The organism is Paenibacillus sp. SAF-068 (assembly GCF_051967555.1).
GTDB lineage: Bacteria > Bacillota > Bacilli > Paenibacillales > Paenibacillaceae > Paenibacillus.
This window is the reverse complement of sequence record NZ_JBQCJX010000005.1, coordinates 163425-178654: the sequence shown is the minus strand read 5'-3', so window position 1 is coordinate 178654 and position 15230 is coordinate 163425. Positions and strand designations below refer to the sequence as shown.

19 protein-coding genes are annotated in these 15230 nt (G+C 47.8%); 16 read left to right on the top strand and 3 right to left on the bottom strand.

What is annotated here, in order from left to right; genetic code table 11:
* Positions 1-35: 35 nt before the first annotated feature.
* On the top strand, positions 36-527 hold the full coding sequence (locus ACTHPG_RS23550) for a hypothetical protein (protein WP_440391793.1): 492 nt from the start codon (positions 36-38) through the stop codon (positions 525-527).
* 221 nt (positions 528-748) lie between these two features.
* Here ACTHPG_RS23550 and ACTHPG_RS23545 read toward each other — a convergent pair whose 3' ends face one another.
* Positions 749-1177, bottom strand: a complete 429-nt coding sequence (locus tag ACTHPG_RS23545) for a WYL domain-containing protein (RefSeq protein ID WP_440391792.1) — start codon at positions 1175-1177, stop codon at positions 749-751.
* Entirely contained in the window at positions 1174-1698 is a 525-nt protein-coding gene (locus ACTHPG_RS23540) for a helix-turn-helix transcriptional regulator (RefSeq protein WP_440391791.1), read from the bottom strand. The genes ACTHPG_RS23545 and ACTHPG_RS23540 overlap by 4 nt, the downstream gene beginning before the upstream one ends.
* 141 nt (positions 1699-1839) lie before the next feature.
* Between ACTHPG_RS23540 and ACTHPG_RS23535 the strand changes: the two genes are divergently transcribed.
* Positions 1840-2199 (top strand): hypothetical protein, encoded by a 360-nt coding sequence (locus tag ACTHPG_RS23535; RefSeq protein ID WP_440391790.1) that lies wholly within the window; start codon positions 1840-1842, stop codon positions 2197-2199.
* On the top strand, positions 2196-3059 hold the full coding sequence (locus tag ACTHPG_RS23530) for an NAD(P)-dependent oxidoreductase (protein WP_440391789.1): 864 nt from the start codon (positions 2196-2198) through the stop codon (positions 3057-3059). Before ACTHPG_RS23535 ends, ACTHPG_RS23530 begins: the two co-directional genes overlap by 4 nt.
* An 88-nt stretch (positions 3060-3147) precedes the next feature.
* Here the strand turns inward: ACTHPG_RS23530 and ACTHPG_RS23525 are convergent, their stop codons facing one another.
* Positions 3148-4374 (bottom strand): MFS transporter, encoded by a 1227-nt coding sequence (locus ACTHPG_RS23525; protein WP_440391788.1) that lies wholly within the window; start codon positions 4372-4374, stop codon positions 3148-3150.
* A 388-nt stretch (positions 4375-4762) separates the two neighbouring features.
* On the opposite strand from ACTHPG_RS23525, the gene serS reads away from it, so the two are divergent.
* The 13 genes from serS to ACTHPG_RS23460 all read left to right on the top strand — a co-directional run bounded on the left by serS (position 4763) and on the right by ACTHPG_RS23460 (position 14955).
* Positions 4763-6061, top strand: a complete 1299-nt coding sequence (gene serS, locus ACTHPG_RS23520) for a serine--tRNA ligase (RefSeq protein WP_440391787.1) — start codon at positions 4763-4765, stop codon at positions 6059-6061.
* Positions 6062-6402: 341 nt separating this feature from the next.
* Positions 6403-7509, top strand: coding sequence for an Ig-like domain-containing protein (locus ACTHPG_RS23515; RefSeq protein ID WP_440391786.1), 1107 nt, complete (start codon positions 6403-6405; stop codon positions 7507-7509).
* A 404-nt stretch (positions 7510-7913) separates the two neighbouring features.
* Positions 7914-8453 carry a GrpB family protein gene (locus ACTHPG_RS23510; RefSeq protein WP_440391868.1) on the top strand — a complete coding sequence of 180 codons (540 nt, stop codon included), beginning with the start codon at positions 7914-7916 and terminating at the stop codon, positions 8451-8453.
* A 4-nt stretch (positions 8454-8457) separates the two neighbouring features.
* Positions 8458-8862 (top strand): DUF2809 domain-containing protein, encoded by a 405-nt coding sequence (locus ACTHPG_RS23505; RefSeq protein ID WP_440391785.1) that lies wholly within the window; start codon positions 8458-8460, stop codon positions 8860-8862.
* Between the two features lie 32 nt (positions 8863-8894).
* Positions 8895-9452: a GNAT family N-acetyltransferase gene (locus tag ACTHPG_RS23500; protein ID WP_440391784.1), complete on the top strand. Its 558-nt coding sequence runs from the start codon at positions 8895-8897 to the stop codon at positions 9450-9452.
* A gap of 51 nt (positions 9453-9503) precedes the next feature.
* Positions 9504-9833 carry a DUF952 domain-containing protein gene (locus tag ACTHPG_RS23495; RefSeq protein WP_440391783.1) on the top strand — a complete coding sequence of 110 codons (330 nt, stop codon included), beginning with the start codon at positions 9504-9506 and terminating at the stop codon, positions 9831-9833.
* 70 nt (positions 9834-9903) lie between these two features.
* Positions 9904-10494 carry a DUF1572 family protein gene (locus ACTHPG_RS23490; RefSeq protein WP_440391782.1) on the top strand — a complete coding sequence of 197 codons (591 nt, stop codon included), beginning with the start codon at positions 9904-9906 and terminating at the stop codon, positions 10492-10494.
* On the top strand, positions 10491-11084 hold the full coding sequence (locus ACTHPG_RS23485; RefSeq protein ID WP_440391781.1) for a histidine phosphatase family protein: 594 nt from the start codon (positions 10491-10493) through the stop codon (positions 11082-11084). The genes ACTHPG_RS23490 and ACTHPG_RS23485 overlap by 4 nt, the downstream gene beginning before the upstream one ends.
* On the top strand, positions 11085-11918 hold the full coding sequence (locus ACTHPG_RS23480; RefSeq protein ID WP_440391780.1) for a DUF2785 domain-containing protein: 834 nt from the start codon (positions 11085-11087) through the stop codon (positions 11916-11918).
* A 38-nt stretch (positions 11919-11956) separates the two neighbouring features.
* Positions 11957-12673, top strand: coding sequence for a 5-oxoprolinase subunit PxpB (gene pxpB / locus ACTHPG_RS23475; RefSeq protein WP_440391779.1), 717 nt, complete (start codon positions 11957-11959; stop codon positions 12671-12673).
* Complete coding sequence (locus ACTHPG_RS23470; RefSeq protein ID WP_440391778.1) at positions 12670-13704, top strand: biotin-dependent carboxyltransferase family protein; 1035 nt, start codon at positions 12670-12672, stop codon at positions 13702-13704. Before pxpB ends, ACTHPG_RS23470 begins: the two co-directional genes overlap by 4 nt.
* Complete coding sequence (locus tag ACTHPG_RS23465) at positions 13701-14477, top strand: LamB/YcsF family protein (protein WP_440391777.1); 777 nt, start codon at positions 13701-13703, stop codon at positions 14475-14477. The genes ACTHPG_RS23470 and ACTHPG_RS23465 overlap by 4 nt, the downstream gene beginning before the upstream one ends.
* Positions 14478-14496: 19 nt before the next feature.
* Complete coding sequence (locus ACTHPG_RS23460) at positions 14497-14955, top strand: NUDIX domain-containing protein (protein WP_440391776.1); 459 nt, start codon at positions 14497-14499, stop codon at positions 14953-14955.
* The last annotated feature ends 275 nt before the right edge of the window (positions 14956-15230 follow it).

The window sequence follows — 15230 nt, the reverse complement described above, 5'->3', positions numbered from 1 at the left end:
CGGCATCTCTATAATTACGAAGATAAACAGAGAGGATGATAGAATTGCCGACAAACAAGAAGGAACAAATTATATTTGGATTAATGATGTGTACAGGGATGGTCGTGGTCATGATGTTCTTCAATCTATGGCACAGTCGGTTACTCGGCGAGATGTCTCTGCTTGAGATACTCCTTCAATTTATAGTGTGTTTTGTCATCGCTTTTCTAGTGGAGTCTATCATTGTAGGACCTGTGGCGAGAAAGATCGCATTCGCCTTACCTTTTGACAAGTCCAACAAGATGCTGGGTGTGCTTGCCATGTCATTTTTTATGGTGATTGGCATGGTTCTGATCATGTCCATGTATGGAATGATCTCGGCATATCTTGCGGATCAATTAAATGGGGCATCCGTACTCCGTACGTACCTTCATACAATCGCTCGTAACTTCAGCCTGGCTCTTCCGTATCAGTTAATCATTCTGGGGCCGCTCGTACGATATGTATTCGGTAAATTCATCAAGAGCAACGGGCCTGTCGTGTCTTAAGTTGAATAGGGAATGTTGGGTTTCTAAGGTGTTCAGCAATCTCTTCAATTGAGAAAGTATTTCCTGGGTAATCAATTTTTGCACTAATGGTTCGAACAGTCCTGATGTGAATCAACCGTTAACAGTTAGTAAGTATCTAGCAGTTGATGGTCCAATGTTCACAGTAACGTTTTTTTATATTCAGTAGGGTAAGGGCTATTATCCTACTCTGAAGAAAATCGCTAGTTCTGATACAGGTTAAGCAATTGCTGGAGCTTCTGCTGAATAAGGCTCCTTAACTCAGCAGGTTGGCAAACGTTAGCTTCGGCACCGAGCCCCAAGAAGAAGTGCACAGCCCACGTCTGGTAAGAAGAGCTGATAGAACGCCTAATAACTCCTGAACCATCTTCGTGAGTATCGATTGAAGAAGACAACCACAATTCGGATTGGCAACGTCTGACGCCTTCAGCAGTCAGATGTACCTCTAGCTTAAGTGTATCCGTATCATCCATCCTCATAATCCATGGTCTGATATTCTCTTCCTCCGTTAATTTTATCTCATCTACATCTTGTTGTTGGAGTACAGTCAGTTCCTGAACCCGATCCACACGAAACACCCGATGGTCCTGTGCCAGCTCACAGTATGCCTGACAATACCAAAGCCCGTTCATGGTATAGAGTCCAATGGGATGAATGTTCTCTCTTTGCGCTGAGCAGCTTCATAAGTAATTCGAACCGGATGAGGGTCCAGTGCAGCCTCAAGTAATTCTTTCAGGTGTGGAAGTTCTAATTGATGAGGTGGAATCCAGAATACAAGCTTTTGCTGCATATGATCGATCTTACGTTTAAGTTCATTTGGTAAATAATGATAAAACTTGTGCAGAGCGCTATTCACCTCATTATCGAACGGAAGATGGCTATAGTTCTTTAATGATTGACCCGCTAGAAATAATGCGGTTGCTTCATGCTCAGTGAACTGTATGGGCGGGAGTAACTTGTCCCGTAGAACACGGTAACCTCCACCGGGTCCGGGTTGAGAATACAACGGAACACCAAGCTCGCTTAACTCCATTAGATCCCTAATCATAGTCCTGCGTGATACCCTGCATTCTTCGGCCAGTTCCTGAACAGTGAATGTTTTGCGTTCGTTCACTAGCATGATGAGGTGGATCAGTCGTTGTGCTTTATTCATACGTACATTACATCTCCTGAATTTATTTGACGCTCCTCATAATTAGTGCCATTAGTTGTCACTATTATTCCGTATAGTGAGTTATGTAGTCAAGCAAATACAGCTTGCATCGAACTGAACAATGAGAGGAATGGATAAGAGATGGAACAGAAGTTGAAACAGATGACAGAAGTCAAAAACAACCCGAATGAGGTACTTGAATTGGTCATGTTCAGATTAAAGGCAGAAGCGGACCCTGTGCAATTTGTAGCGGCTGCAGGAGTTCTTGAGCAATTACTCGCAAGTCAAATCCCGGGTTTTCTGCGTCGTAGTTTAATGTCCACAAAGGATGGGACAAGCTGGACTGATATGATCTCCTGGAAGGATATGCAGTCAGCCTTATCTGCACTGAAGCTTTTACCTACTACTGTGGAATTCAAGAACTTTGTATCCATGATTGACCCGAAAGATATGGTGATGCAGCATTTGATGCCAGCACAGAAATGGGGAACAAACGCGTGAAAAATATTACGATTATCGGACTCGGGTCCATGGGAAACGCGATAGCGAGTGTTTTGTTGGATAAAGGATATCGGGTATGTGTGTGGAATCGATCTTCAGACAAAGCGGAGGGACTTGTTCAAAAAGGGGCGTGGTACGTTCCTGATGTTAGCGAGGCTATCCGTGCCAGTGAGACATCGATTGTCTGTGTATCAGATTATGCAGCGTCCTATGAAATTCTGGATCACTCGGACGTTCGCTCGGCTCTTATGGGACGGACTGTACTGCAATTAAGCACAGGAAGTCCGAAGCAGGCAAGAGACCTTGGGGTATGGGCGCTTGCCCAGGGAGCGAGTTATCTGGATGGAGCCATAGCAGCCGCACCTTCGCAGATAGGTCAACCGGAAGCGGCCATATTCTTTTCCGGTGCAAAGGATGCTTATGACGGGAATATTGATATCATTCAAAGTTTGGCAGGCTACGCTCCTTTTCTGGGGGAAAAGGTAAGTGCAGCTTCCACTACAGATCTGGCATTTCTCGCTTATTTGTTTGCAGCTTATATCGGTTTCTTTCATGCAGCGCGTATTATGGAGTCGGATGGTCTGGAAGCCAACGGTCTGGGTCAACTGATCGCGAGTATTTCACCCATGATCGGAGATGTGATGAAGTACCAGAGTGAACTCATTCATAACGAACAATACGGCAACCCTCAAACTTCAATTAACACCTGTATGATCACCATTGAAATACTACAGCAGCAGGCACGGGAAGCTGGAATCAATGAGGAATTTCCCGCATTTGCCGAGCATATGTTCAGTAGAGCGATACAAGATGGATATGGAAACGAGGAAGTCGCTGCGCTTGTGAAGACATTACGGTAACCACATAAATACGCCGCGCAGTGACACACTTAGGTGTAGCATTGCACGGCGTATTTTATGATTGGTAATGCTTTATATTTGCTTCTGATTAGGCTGTAATGTATCTGCGTTGCCATTGATACGTGATTACGCTAATGACAAGCAACCCAACCGCGAAGATGGCAAGCATCCATGCAGACTGATTAACCTCCAGATGATCAAGACTCCATCCTGTAATCAAAGGCAGAATGGCTCCGCCGACCCCACCTGAGGCAATTAAAATGCTGGGTGTGGATTCTTCGGTTCCGGGCAGCAGTTTACTGGCGAAGACCAGGGCAATGGAGAAGATGCCTGACATGGCAAGTCCGAGCAGTAAGATGATGAGAAATGCAGACCAGATTTGGTTGGTGAATGGGAACACCATTAATAAAAAGACAGACGCGAGACAACTATACAGGACATAGATGCGGTATTGGAATTTCTCTGCGATATACCCGGCGAAAAGACGTCCTACGGACATGGCAATCCAGAAACAGGTGACACTAAGCGCTGCTCCGGCTTCCTTCATGTTCATTTTCTCAATCAGGATCGCTGGCATGAAGTTCGCAAGACTCATCTCGGTGCCAACATAAAGGAAGAAGAACAGGACGAACAGAACCAGAAGAGTCAGGTTACGACCGCGATAGGTTGGACCGGATCTACTTGTGGCTGCGGAATGCATTTCACCTGATGCACCACCAGTATCCGTATGTACCGAACGATGATTTGTCCCCCGTCGATCCAGCATCTGATCCAGCTCACCGAATGATCCTTTGGCCCAGAAAACAAAGGTCAGCGCTGCGCAAATCGCAACAACGAGAAAGGACAGACGCCAGTATCCAGCAGCAATCAGACCGCTGGCCATGAGCGGCATGACCATTGCTCCGATCCCGAATAACACTTCCAGTCGACTCATGGCAACGGCCGTATTGTCTTTGATTGCAGCAATGATAATGGTTCCAATAACAGCTTCAACCATTCCGAATCCAAAGCCGGCAGCGGGTGCAATGACGAACATCCAGCCCCATGGGGGCAACAGCATATAGGATAATTCTGCGATACAGAGTAGTGCTGTGGCAATCAACAGGCCTCCCCGTTTACCAAAGCGTCGGTTCAGCCATGGAGATAACAATACACCACCGAGGAATCCGGCAAATTGAGCAAAGATCAGCGTTCCGCCTTGGCTATAATCTTTTCCATAATGTTCAAGTGCAACCGGCAGAATGGAACCGAGCACAACGTGGGCAAGTCCAATCAGGAAATAGGACAGACATCCGATCCAAAGTAATTTTTTCATAATGAACTCCTTCTACTTATATACATAATTTGAGGATCAAAATAAAGCGCAATCTTGAAGACAAAGTCTATCATAACAGGACATGTTAAGTTGTGCCATGAATTCCTGATCGATACAGAAGGTTGCAATCTGGTCCGGCGTTCGTATATACTGAGACACAACAATTACAGATCGGACCATGCCGTTGATGAGCATCCAACTCGGAGGCGTTTTCGCCAGGGGAGCGATATTTCCCCAAGTTAACCGGAACCGCCCGTTATCGCGGACCAAGAGGCTGTAAGCAGGATATCCTGATTCAGCAAGTTGGGTGGCACCGCGAGCAGAGCGCTCCTCGTCCCAAGGGATGAGGGCGCTCTTTGTATTTTTACAGTCAAAGGAGACGGTGACCATGTTGGAAATGAAGTGGATTCGGGCACATGCAGAAGAGGTTCAAGCGGCAGCAGACGGGAAAAAAATCAAGATCAGCATTCACACATTGTTGGACCGGGACGAGGAACGCAGAGCACTTTTGCAGGAATCGGAAGAAGGGCGCAGATTACGCAATACGTTATCCGCAGACATCGGCAGACTCATGCAAGCTGGTAATCGGGAACAGGCCGAGGGTTTGCGGGCTCAAGTGAAACAGATTAATGAACAGTTGGAACAGGTGGAAGCGAAGCTCGCCCCAGTGCAGGAGGAAGTAACCAGACTGCAATGGCTGGTACCCAATATCGTATCTCCGGATACCCCGAAGGGCACGTCGGATGAGGATAATGTGGAATTGCGACGCGTGGGAGAGGTGCCAACGTTCGAGTATACCACCAAAGATCACGTGGAACTTGGGGAGTTGCATGATCTGCTCGATATTCCCCGTGGCGTTAAGATTGGCGGTACAAGAAGCTATGTACTGAAAGGCGCTGGTCTGTTATTACATCGGGCAGTGCAACAACTGGCGCTGGATCTGTTGCTGAAGCATGGGTTTACACCAATGGAGGTTCCGCTGATGGTCAGGGAGGATGCGCTGGTGAACACCGGATTCTTCCCCACGGGTCGAGATCAGGTCTACGAACTCGCAGGGGAGAACAAGTGGCTGGTGGGGACTTCTGAAGTGCCACTAGTCTCGTATTATGCAGATGAGATTGTCGATGTTAAGGAGCCGGTGAAGCTTGCTGCAGTATCGACGTGTTTCCGCAGTGAAGTTGGCTCCGGCGGACGTGATGTACGCGGATTGTACCGTGTGCATCAGTTTGCCAAGGTTGAGCAGGTCATCCTCTGTGCCCCTGATGCGGCAGAATCGGAGCGCATGCTGCAAGAGATTACGGGACACGCCGAGGAATTGCTGCAATTACTTGAACTGCCGTATCGTGTTGTGGCCGTGTGTACCGGAGATATGTCGCAGAAAACGTACAAACAGTACGACATCGAGACCTGGATGCCGAGTCGAGGTGCATATGGAGAAACTCATTCGTCGTCGAATCTGCATGATTTTCAGGCTCGCCGTTCGAATATTCGTTGCCTGGATGCCGAAGGCAAGTTGGCCTACTGTCACACGCTGAATAATACGGCGGTGGCATCGCCGCGTATCCTGATTCCTTTGCTTGAGAATCATCAGCAGGAGGATGGAAGCATTCGCATTCCGGTAGCCCTGCGGCCCTATATGGGCGGCGCGGAGAGCTTGATTTTGCCAGAGCAGGATGAAGTGAATTAGAGAGGTTATATAACGCTTTAGGCAGTAGAAGAGGGAATGTTCCATACGTCTTGTAAAATGACGGTGGACATCCCCTCTTAGATGATAACGCAATTTAATTAACCAATCCCCTAATACTTTGTGCCAAATTTACTAATCTGGTTAGTTCTCGGACCTAAGGTATAGCTTACTTTCTTGTTCACAAATTTCTTCGTTTATGTATTACGCGACCTTCCCATATTATACAACGAAAATCATGAACTGTTCCAAGACTCCCACTTACATTATTCAACTTTTTACCATTCGTATCCGATATAATATAATAGAAGTAAAATATTGGATTATGGGAGATGGAGATAGAAATGAGTAGAATCAAACTGGCGCTTCGAGGCACACTTGCTCTTATTATGGTATTAACATTACTTGTTCCTTCGTTGGCCTTGGCGGCTACAGGTGATGTGACATCGATTGAAATAACCAATACCAGTCCGCAGAAGATGAGTGTCTCCGAAACAGCTGCGCTACAGGTGATGGCAACGGTAGAAGGTTTTGATAACAAGCAGGATGTTACCGCAGGCGTGACTTGGTCCACGAGTAATGCAGCGGTTGCGACGATGGTGAAAGGCAAAGTCAAGGCTGTGGCCGCTGGCGAAGCTACCATTTTTGCAGAGGTAGACGGGGCTAAAGCCCAGTTGGTTGTGCAGGTTCAGGAAAAGATCAAAAGCATCAAAGCTTCACCCAACTCTTATAATTTTGTTAAAGGCAGTGAAAACACCCTCCCCAAAGTAAGCATTACCCGTGCGAACGGTAAGGTAGAGGATGTGACGTCTGAGATTGTATGGTCGGTGTCAAGTAGCTCGGCTGTGCTGGAAAACGGTAAAATCAAAGGCGTTACGCCTGGCAGAGTATTGCTTCAAGGCAAATACGGAACAACGATTGTGAAAGTCCCCGTTGCTGTGACGGACGAAATTACCAAAGTTGAGGTTACACCTGCCACAATGCAGCTGAACATTAAGAAGTCCAAAGCGTTGAAGGTGATTGGCACCTACGCAAACGGCAAAACGATCAACCTGTCGAAACAAGTGATATGGACCTCTTCCAATACGAATGTAGCTATTGTGAAAAATGGAGCCGTCAAGACGTTGACTGAAGGACAAGCCACCTTGACAGGAACTTATCAAAATCAGACAATAAAGGCAGAGGTTACCGTTGTACCTTTACTCAAAAAGCTGATTACAGGCCAGAAAAAACTGGTCTTGTCTCCGCAGGGAAGTACAACGTTGAGTGTGATGGCCCAGTATGATACGGGTAAAACCACTGTTGTAACTAACAGTGCAGTGTGGAGTAGCACGAAGCCGGGCGTAGCGACAGTTACAAATGGCAAGATCGTGGCTGTAGGCAAAGGCAAAACGTCCATTACGGCCAAGTGGGGCAACAAAAAAGTGACCATACCTGTTACGGTAAAATAAATTTTCTAATAATGAAGCGCTTGGCATAAATCCAAACATAAATTCAGTACATCATCACGTTAAATATCATCAATGTGATTAAGGTTATGAGACAACCAGGGGCGTAGACATACGCTCCTTTTTGAATATATAGAAATCAATATAAATTAAACTAAGCATTTACACAAAACGTAGAGGACAGAAAGGACCTGAAGAAGCGGAGCGTTCGCCTACAAGCTTTCTGCAAGAAAGCTACATCGGAAGCATACGCTATCCCCGGATTTCCCCTTTATAAAAGGAATCGAAAAAATCTGGGGATAACAGCGATCGGAAGGTTGTTCTGTCATCGGAGTGTGCAGTGTAAATATTCTTTAGTTCAATTTATATCGCGAGATCAAGGAGGAAGCATGTTAGTGACAGATCCAATGCAACCGGAGAATTGGCCTGCCTGGGCGACAGAGCCGGTAGAGATTGCTCCGGCCAACCCCAATTGGGATGCACAGGCTCAGGAGGAAATTCGGCAACTCAAACACCTTTTGCAGCAGTTTAATATCCATCCATTCGAACATATCGGAAGCACATCCATTCCGGGATTACCCGCCAAACCCATTATTGATCTGATGGGACAGGTACAGTCATGGGATGACATGGATCTGATTGCCGATCAGTTGAATCCGGTGGGCTGGAATTACGTTCCGCCTGAACTGGATGGCCGGGAATACAGACGATTCTGGGTCAGGGTTAAGGATGGGAAGAGATCTGTACACCTTCATCTGATGCTCCCGGGAGAGGAACGGTGGGATCGCCAAATCCGATTTCGGGATGTACTGAGGAAACGCCCAGATCTGGTGGAAGCCTATGCTGTCTTGAAGGCGAAACTTGCTGATGAGAATAAGAAAGACAGGGAATCGTATACCGCGGCCAAAACGCAGTTTATTTTACAAGTGCTTGATGAAGGCGTGTGATTGATTGAAAAGCGTATTTATCAAAGACAGGCTGATCTATTTCTTAGCAGTCATGATGACCATGGCGGCAGGACTCGCATCCAGACAATTTGGTGAACGATTACCGGATTGGGTGCATGAACATTCTGGAGATGCATGTTGGGCGGGCATGATCTATTTCGGAGTTCGCATGTTGTGGCCTCGTCGCAGCATGGTATGGGCGATGTGTATGAGTTGCATATTCAGCTGGTTGATTGAGTTCTCGCAGTTGATTCAGACGCCTTGGCTGAATGAGATACGCTCAACCGTATGGGGTGCTCTTATTCTGGGACACGGTTTTCTGGTGATTGATCTGATTCGATATACGGTTGGTATCCTATGCATGTTGATAATAGATCGTTATTTCCTGAGAAATAAGATGGCTCGATGATGTACTCAATTCGAATCATGGAGGTACGCTGAATGAATGTAGAGAAACTTTTTGCCGAATCGCCCGAATTCGAAACACAGCGCCTGAAGCTGAGACGCCTTACGATGGATGATCTCGATGAATATTATGCGTTTGCCTCTGATCCGCGTGTGAGTCAGCAAAGCTTGTGGAACTGCCATGAGACGGTGGAGGACTCCATTCAGTATATTCAGCGGGTACTGGATAATTATGAACAGAGAACGGTCCATATCTGGGCTTTTATCCTGAAGGAGACAGGAACGTTGATCGGGAGAGGTGGCATTTTCCATCTCAACGAACCCATGCAAAGCGCTGAACTGGGTTACGCGATAGCCAGCAGTCAGTGGGGTAAGGGGCTCGCGGCAGAAGCGATGCAACCCATCGTGAATTATTGCTTTTGGGAACTGGGCTGCAATCGGCTTGAAGGGAAATGTAATGCAGGCAACATAGGCTCTGCACGTGTCATGGAGAAGCTGGGCATGTCATACGAAGGTTTGCTACGCAAACAGTTGAAGATCAAAGGGGTATTCACGGATCAAAAAGTGTACTCCCGTATCCGGGATGACCTATAATACTTCCAATGACACATAGGGTACATCGCAGAAATTGAAGGAGGCGGAATCATGATCTACAGTATTATTTCCCGTTCGTTGTGGGAGCAAGTGTCGAAGGGAAGTGAGTATGCACCCGATAGCCTGCAGACGGACGGATTCATTCATTGTTCCACCAAGGAGCAGATTCCATGGGTAGCCGGGCAATACTATGCAGGCCGCACGGATCTGTTATTACTTAGCATTGATGAAAAGGCGTTGAAGCCGGAACTGGTATATGAGGATCTGTACGAATTGAATGAACTATTTCCACATATCTATGGAGAGCTTAATCTGGATGCGGTTCGTAAAGTCATTCCATTTGCACCGAATGCAGACGGCACATTCTCATTTCCTGAATAAAGTAACATTTTGACGGATCTGTCTGAACATGATCAGGGGACAACATGCTTTTCCGAAGGGTGGTTAACGGATGGATATGAATCAGGTTTTTCTGGAGACAGCGGAGAAACAATTCCTGTATTACAAGCAGCTTGGGGAAAAAGCGATGGCACAACTGGAGTCCGAGCAATTGTTTCAATCCTGGAATGAAGATGCGAACAGCATTGCGGTGATCGTAAAACATCTATGGGGCAATATGATGTCCCGTTGGACGGATGTATTGACAACAGACGGTGAGAAACCGTGGCGTGAACGAGATGCCGAGTTCGTGAATGATATTGCTTCCCGGGAAGAGTTGCACTCTAAATGGGAGGAAGGCTGGAATTGTCTGCTTGAAGCCATTCGTTCATTTACACCGGAGCAATTGTCTCACATCATATACATTCGCAATGAAGGACACACCGTCATGGAGGCAATTATCCGGCAATTGGCGCATTATCCGTACCATGTCGGGCAGATTGTCTTTGCCGCGAAAATGCTTAAAGAAACAACATGGGATAGTCTCTCCATTCCGAGAAACGGTTCAGATCAATATAATGGCGGCAAATTTGCCAAGCCGAAGGCACGCAAACATTTTACAGAAGATGAACTTCATATAGAAAAAGGTGAGGAACAACAATGACTCAAATTGCATTGATTCGCCATGGAAGTACCGCGTGGAATAAGGAAAAACGTTCGCAGGGACAGACGGATAATCCGCTTGATCAGGATGGAAGGGAACAGGCCGTTTTACTTGCCGCGAGACTGGCCGAGGAATCATGGGATGCCATCTATGCAAGTGACTTGGAGCGTGCAAGTGAGACGGCTCGCATCATTGGTGATCGATTGGGCATTCAGGAGATTCATCTGGACCCCAGACTTCGCGAGATGGGTGGGGGACAGGTCGAAGGAACGACGGAAGAGGAACGGTTAGCCAAGTGGGGAGCGGACTGGAGCACCCTGGATCTGGGACAGGAGCTTGCAGATGCAGGGACTGTTCGAGGCAGTGCGGTCCTTGAGGATATTGTACAGCAACACCCCGATGGAAGAGTGATCGTTGTCAGTCACGGAGCCGTCCTGCGGAACACACTGCGGGGTCTGGTGCCTGAGCTTGATATTAGTGTGAAGCTGTCCAACACATCCATTACGCGGATTGCCAAGAAAGATGATACATGGCAATGCGAACTGTACAATTGCAGTGTGCATTTGAATTCGTCTGGGGAGTCAAAATAGATGGATGCTCTGATGTTAAAGCAAAAATTGCAGGATATCCGGTCGGCTAACCATTCCATCGATCTCGTGGAACAGCCTTACGAATTGGCACTGCATATGATGAAGCATATTGGTAGTACTGACCCTGTCCTGCGGGATGAATTGATCTATGTTACGTTGGCAACCTGGATTGGACAGGGTGTATTTTCGGAAGATCAGCTAAGGTATGTGTTACAGTTGGCGCTGGACGATCAGCACCTGTTCTATGGGATCGGAGAGCAGGGAACAGACAGTGTGTTTACACGGACGTTCTCCGTGTTGTTAATACCCCCCATTCTGAATGTGGATCGTCAGCGACCTTTCCTGGACAAAGAGGATATCACAGGGGTTCATCATCGGTTAACTACATATCTGACTTGTGAAAAAGATGTTCGCGGCTATGTCGATGATAAGGGTTGGGCGCATGCTCCCGCACACGCGGCGGATGCGGTTGAAGATCTGGCCCAGTCACCCTATCTGATGCGGACGGACTTACAGGAACTACTTCATGCACTCACTGTGAAAATATCGGAATCCAGTGTGGTTTACATCCATGATGAGGATCAGCGAATAGCGCATGCCGTAAAGACCATTCTTCGTCGCAATCTGCTGGAGCAAAAGGATATTGCGGTGTGGATCAATTCTCTTCATCCAGCAGACTCGGCAGAGAATAGATCACTTCTGGAAAACAGTCGGATAAGCCTGAATGTGCGTCTGTTTTTGCAGACACTTTATTTTGCGATCCGGACAGATGTAGCTGAGCCGTTTCCAGCAGTTCGGTCTATGGTATTGCAGGTATTGGAGAGAGTGAAATAACGATACGCTAACCTTGTGGACAAAGGGGGAGATGGTGCATGACCGAATTGACGTATGCATGGACAGAGGAGATCTTATCTCCGCTGGGTGAGACAGCCTTGATCATTGATTGCGGGAATCGCTTGTCTGACGCAGTGCAGCGCAGAGTGATGTCTGTATGCGCTCTACTGGAAAAAGGCACTCTGCCTGCCATGATTGAATGGGTGCCTTCATATACGTCCGTTACACTATTTTATGATCCGTTTATCTCCCCGTACCCCGAGTTATGCGGCACTTTACTTCAGCTGTTGAATCAAATGAAGGAATCCGTTCAAGACAAGTCCAGAACGGTCACGATTCCCGTATGTTACGGTGGCGAATGCGGGCCTGATCTGGACTATGTCGCCAGTGAGCATGGACTGACCTCAGAGGACGTTATTGCGATTCACACCTCGGGGGATTATCTCGTGCATATGATTGGATTTGCACCAGGTTTTCCGTATCTGGGCGGGTTATCCGAACGGATTGCTACGCCCAGACGGGCCACGCCAAGGATTCGGGTGGAGGCCGGTACAGTAGGAATTGGTGGTCAACAGACGGGAATCTATCCGGTGGACACACCTGGAGGATGGCAATGTATTGGACGAACGCCACTCCGGTTGTTTCGGCCGGGGGAGAAGGTACCGAGTTTGCTGGCAGCAGGTGATCGGGTTCGATTTGAACAGATTACAATGCAAGAATATCTGGCGTTGAAGCGGATGGAGGACGAACGATGAGTATTGAAGTGATTCGCCCTGGTCTATTATCTTCCGTTCAGGATGAAGGCAGAATCGGTTATCGCCGGTATGGTATTCATCCTGGCGGGGTCATGGACACCTTTGCAGCCAGAGCCGCCAATATGCTTGTGGGCAATTCCCGCCATGCGGCGGTGCTGGAGATGACGATGATGGGGCCGGAGCTTCGATTTCAGGAGAGCCAGCTAGTCTCCTTATGTGGGGCCGATCTGACGGCAACCGTGGATCACCTGCCTGTGCCTTTGTGGCGTCCTGTGTTGATGCGGGCTGGAAGTGTACTGAAGTTTGGCCCATGTCGCCAAGGCTTGCGCGGTTATCTGGCGTTTGCAGGAGGTATAGCTGTGCCTGACGTGATGGGCAGTCGAAGTACAGATCTCAAGACAGGTCTTGGCGGTTTGGAAGGAAGAGCCCTGCATGTGGCAGATCTGTTATCTACAGGTGAACCTTCTGAAGAAGCGCAAGGATGCATGAAGCGTCTGGAGCAGCAGGTAGAGCTGAGTGAGCGGGATCACCGAATATTGGCGCCTGCTTGGTTCTTATCCGAACGTGAACGACCTGACTATTATGGAAGATGTGTCATTCGTGTGATGGAGAGCAAGGATAGTTCGCTGTTCAGCGAGGCAAGTCTGGGACAATTCTATGCCGAGAAATACGTAATCTCTCCGCAATCCGATCGGATGGGCTATCGCTTGCAAGGCTCCAGACTGGAGCTGGATCAGCCGCTGGAGCGGTTGTCTGAAGCGGTTATTTATGGCACGGTGCAGGTGCCACCAGATGGTCAGCCCATCATCTTGATGGCAGACCATCAGACGATTGGGGGCTATCCTGTCATAGCACAGGTAGCTCAGGTGGATATGCCAATCCTGGCTCAGGCTAGGCCGGGAACCCGAATTTCTTTTGCGCAGATTACGCATGATCAAGCCCGGCAGTTGTACATGGAACAGGAAAACAATATGCAGCTCATGGATAAGCTGATACGCAGAAGAATGGTAGAAATGGAGGGCATTCTATGAATACCTCAAAAATCCTGGATATCAATTGTGATCTGGGCGAAAGTTATGGTATATATCGCACGCTATCGGACGAAGCCATTCTGCCCTTAATTACATCAGCCAATATTGCCTGCGGGTTTCATGCAGGGGACCCGGCTACGATGCGGATAACGGTGGAGAGGGCATTGGAGCATCAGGTGGAAATTGGAGCCCACCCCGGGTTGCCGGACTTGCAAGGGTTTGGCAGGAGACGTATGGATATTACGCCACGGGAAGCTTATGACATGGTAGTCTATCAGATCGGTGCGCTGGATGCCTTTGTCCGTATAAGTGGGGGGCGATTGCATCATGTGAAACCCCACGGTGCCTTATACAATATGGCTGCAGAAGATACAAAACTTGCTGAAGCTGTCGCCGAGGCGATCTATCAAGTGCAGCCTGATCTGTATTTGTATGCTCTGGCGGGCAGTGAGCTGATTCACGCTGCGGATCGCATCGGTCTGCGCAGTGTGAGCGAAGTGTTTGCGGATCGAACCTATAAGGCGGATGGTAAGCTAACCCCTCGCAGCCAAGAGGGGTCTGTCATTGAAGAGTCGGGACAAGCGATTGCCCAAGTGCTCCAGATGGTGAAAGACGGCGTGGTTAAATCCACGGATGGTACGCTGGTTTCCATTAAGGCAGAGACTGTCTGTATTCACGGTGACGGAGCGAACGCTCTCGCATTTGCTCAAGAAATTCGTCGTGTACTGGAATCGGAGGGGATTACGTTATCCGCTCATAAATTAGGAATATGACAAGGAGTGAATGAACAAAATGAAACCCATACGCAACTCGGCGAAGGCCGTCATAGTGCAGGATGGTCGATTGCTGGTCATCCGGCTGGAAGACCAATATGGTACCGCTTATGTGTTCCCGGGTGGAGGACAGGAGAAAGGTGAAGAACTCAAGGATGCGGTCGCGCGTGAATGTCTGGAGGAGATTGGTCAGGCTGTGAACGTGGGAGAGTTGTTACATATCCGGGAGTATATCGGAAAAAATCATGAGTTCGCCGAGTGGGATGCAGATATCCACCAGGTTGAATTTTATTTTGCGTGCAGCCTGATCGATCCGGAGGCAACTATTTTTGAAGGCTCTAATCCAGACGACCACCAAGTCGCCGTGGAATGGATTGCACTTGAAGAGCTGTCCCAGATTCGTTTATATCCAAAAACCATTGGTGAATTGCTTCTTAAATCGGGTTCTTCATCAATCTATCTTGGAGACTTGAATTAAATTAGCCATGAGAGATTTCGCGCTAATCCATGTATGTAAACATTTTTATAAAGAACTTTTCTGATTTTGTCACGTTTGCGAACAGGTTCATGGGATTCACCATAGGTGAGGTGGGTACACTATAAGTACAGGCTTATTACACCTAACGTAAGTTGACTGTACTTATACACAACGACGGAGCGGATAAAACCTAAAGAAGTGAAACCTGCAAAGTTAAGTACAGGTGTCTCTTCGAACTTTAGCCTACCCAATCCTCAAATTTGGGAGAACGGTAG

Bases quoted from the DNA above. Each gene is read 5' to 3' on its own strand.
- ACTHPG_RS23550 (WP_440391793.1), top strand. From the start codon at position 36: ATGATAGAATTGCCGACAAACAAGAAGGAACAAATTATATTTGGATTA.
- ACTHPG_RS23545 (WP_440391792.1), bottom strand. From the start codon at position 1,177: ATGAACGGGCTTTGGTATTGTCAGGCATACTGTGAGCTGGCACAGGAC.
- ACTHPG_RS23540 (WP_440391791.1), bottom strand. From the start codon at position 1,698: ATGAATAAAGCACAACGACTGATCCACCTCATCATGCTAGTGAACGAA.
- ACTHPG_RS23535 (WP_440391790.1), top strand. From the start codon at position 1,840: ATGGAACAGAAGTTGAAACAGATGACAGAAGTCAAAAACAACCCGAAT.
- ACTHPG_RS23525 (WP_440391788.1), bottom strand. From the start codon at position 4,374: ATGAAAAAATTACTTTGGATCGGATGTCTGTCCTATTTCCTGATTGGA.
- serS (WP_440391787.1), top strand. From the start codon at position 4,763: ATGTTGGAAATGAAGTGGATTCGGGCACATGCAGAAGAGGTTCAAGCG.
- ACTHPG_RS23515 (WP_440391786.1), top strand. From the start codon at position 6,403: ATGAGTAGAATCAAACTGGCGCTTCGAGGCACACTTGCTCTTATTATG.
- ACTHPG_RS23510 (WP_440391868.1), top strand. From the start codon at position 7,914: ATGCAACCGGAGAATTGGCCTGCCTGGGCGACAGAGCCGGTAGAGATT.
- ACTHPG_RS23500 (WP_440391784.1), top strand. From the start codon at position 8,895: ATGAATGTAGAGAAACTTTTTGCCGAATCGCCCGAATTCGAAACACAG.
- ACTHPG_RS23495 (WP_440391783.1), top strand. From the start codon at position 9,504: ATGATCTACAGTATTATTTCCCGTTCGTTGTGGGAGCAAGTGTCGAAG.
- ACTHPG_RS23490 (WP_440391782.1), top strand. From the start codon at position 9,904: ATGGATATGAATCAGGTTTTTCTGGAGACAGCGGAGAAACAATTCCTG.
- ACTHPG_RS23485 (WP_440391781.1), top strand. From the start codon at position 10,491: ATGACTCAAATTGCATTGATTCGCCATGGAAGTACCGCGTGGAATAAG.
- ACTHPG_RS23480 (WP_440391780.1), top strand. From the start codon at position 11,085: ATGGATGCTCTGATGTTAAAGCAAAAATTGCAGGATATCCGGTCGGCT.
- pxpB (WP_440391779.1), top strand. From the start codon at position 11,957: ATGACCGAATTGACGTATGCATGGACAGAGGAGATCTTATCTCCGCTG.
- ACTHPG_RS23470 (WP_440391778.1), top strand. From the start codon at position 12,670: ATGAGTATTGAAGTGATTCGCCCTGGTCTATTATCTTCCGTTCAGGAT.
- ACTHPG_RS23465 (WP_440391777.1), top strand. From the start codon at position 13,701: ATGAATACCTCAAAAATCCTGGATATCAATTGTGATCTGGGCGAAAGT.
- ACTHPG_RS23460 (WP_440391776.1), top strand. From the start codon at position 14,497: ATGAAACCCATACGCAACTCGGCGAAGGCCGTCATAGTGCAGGATGGT.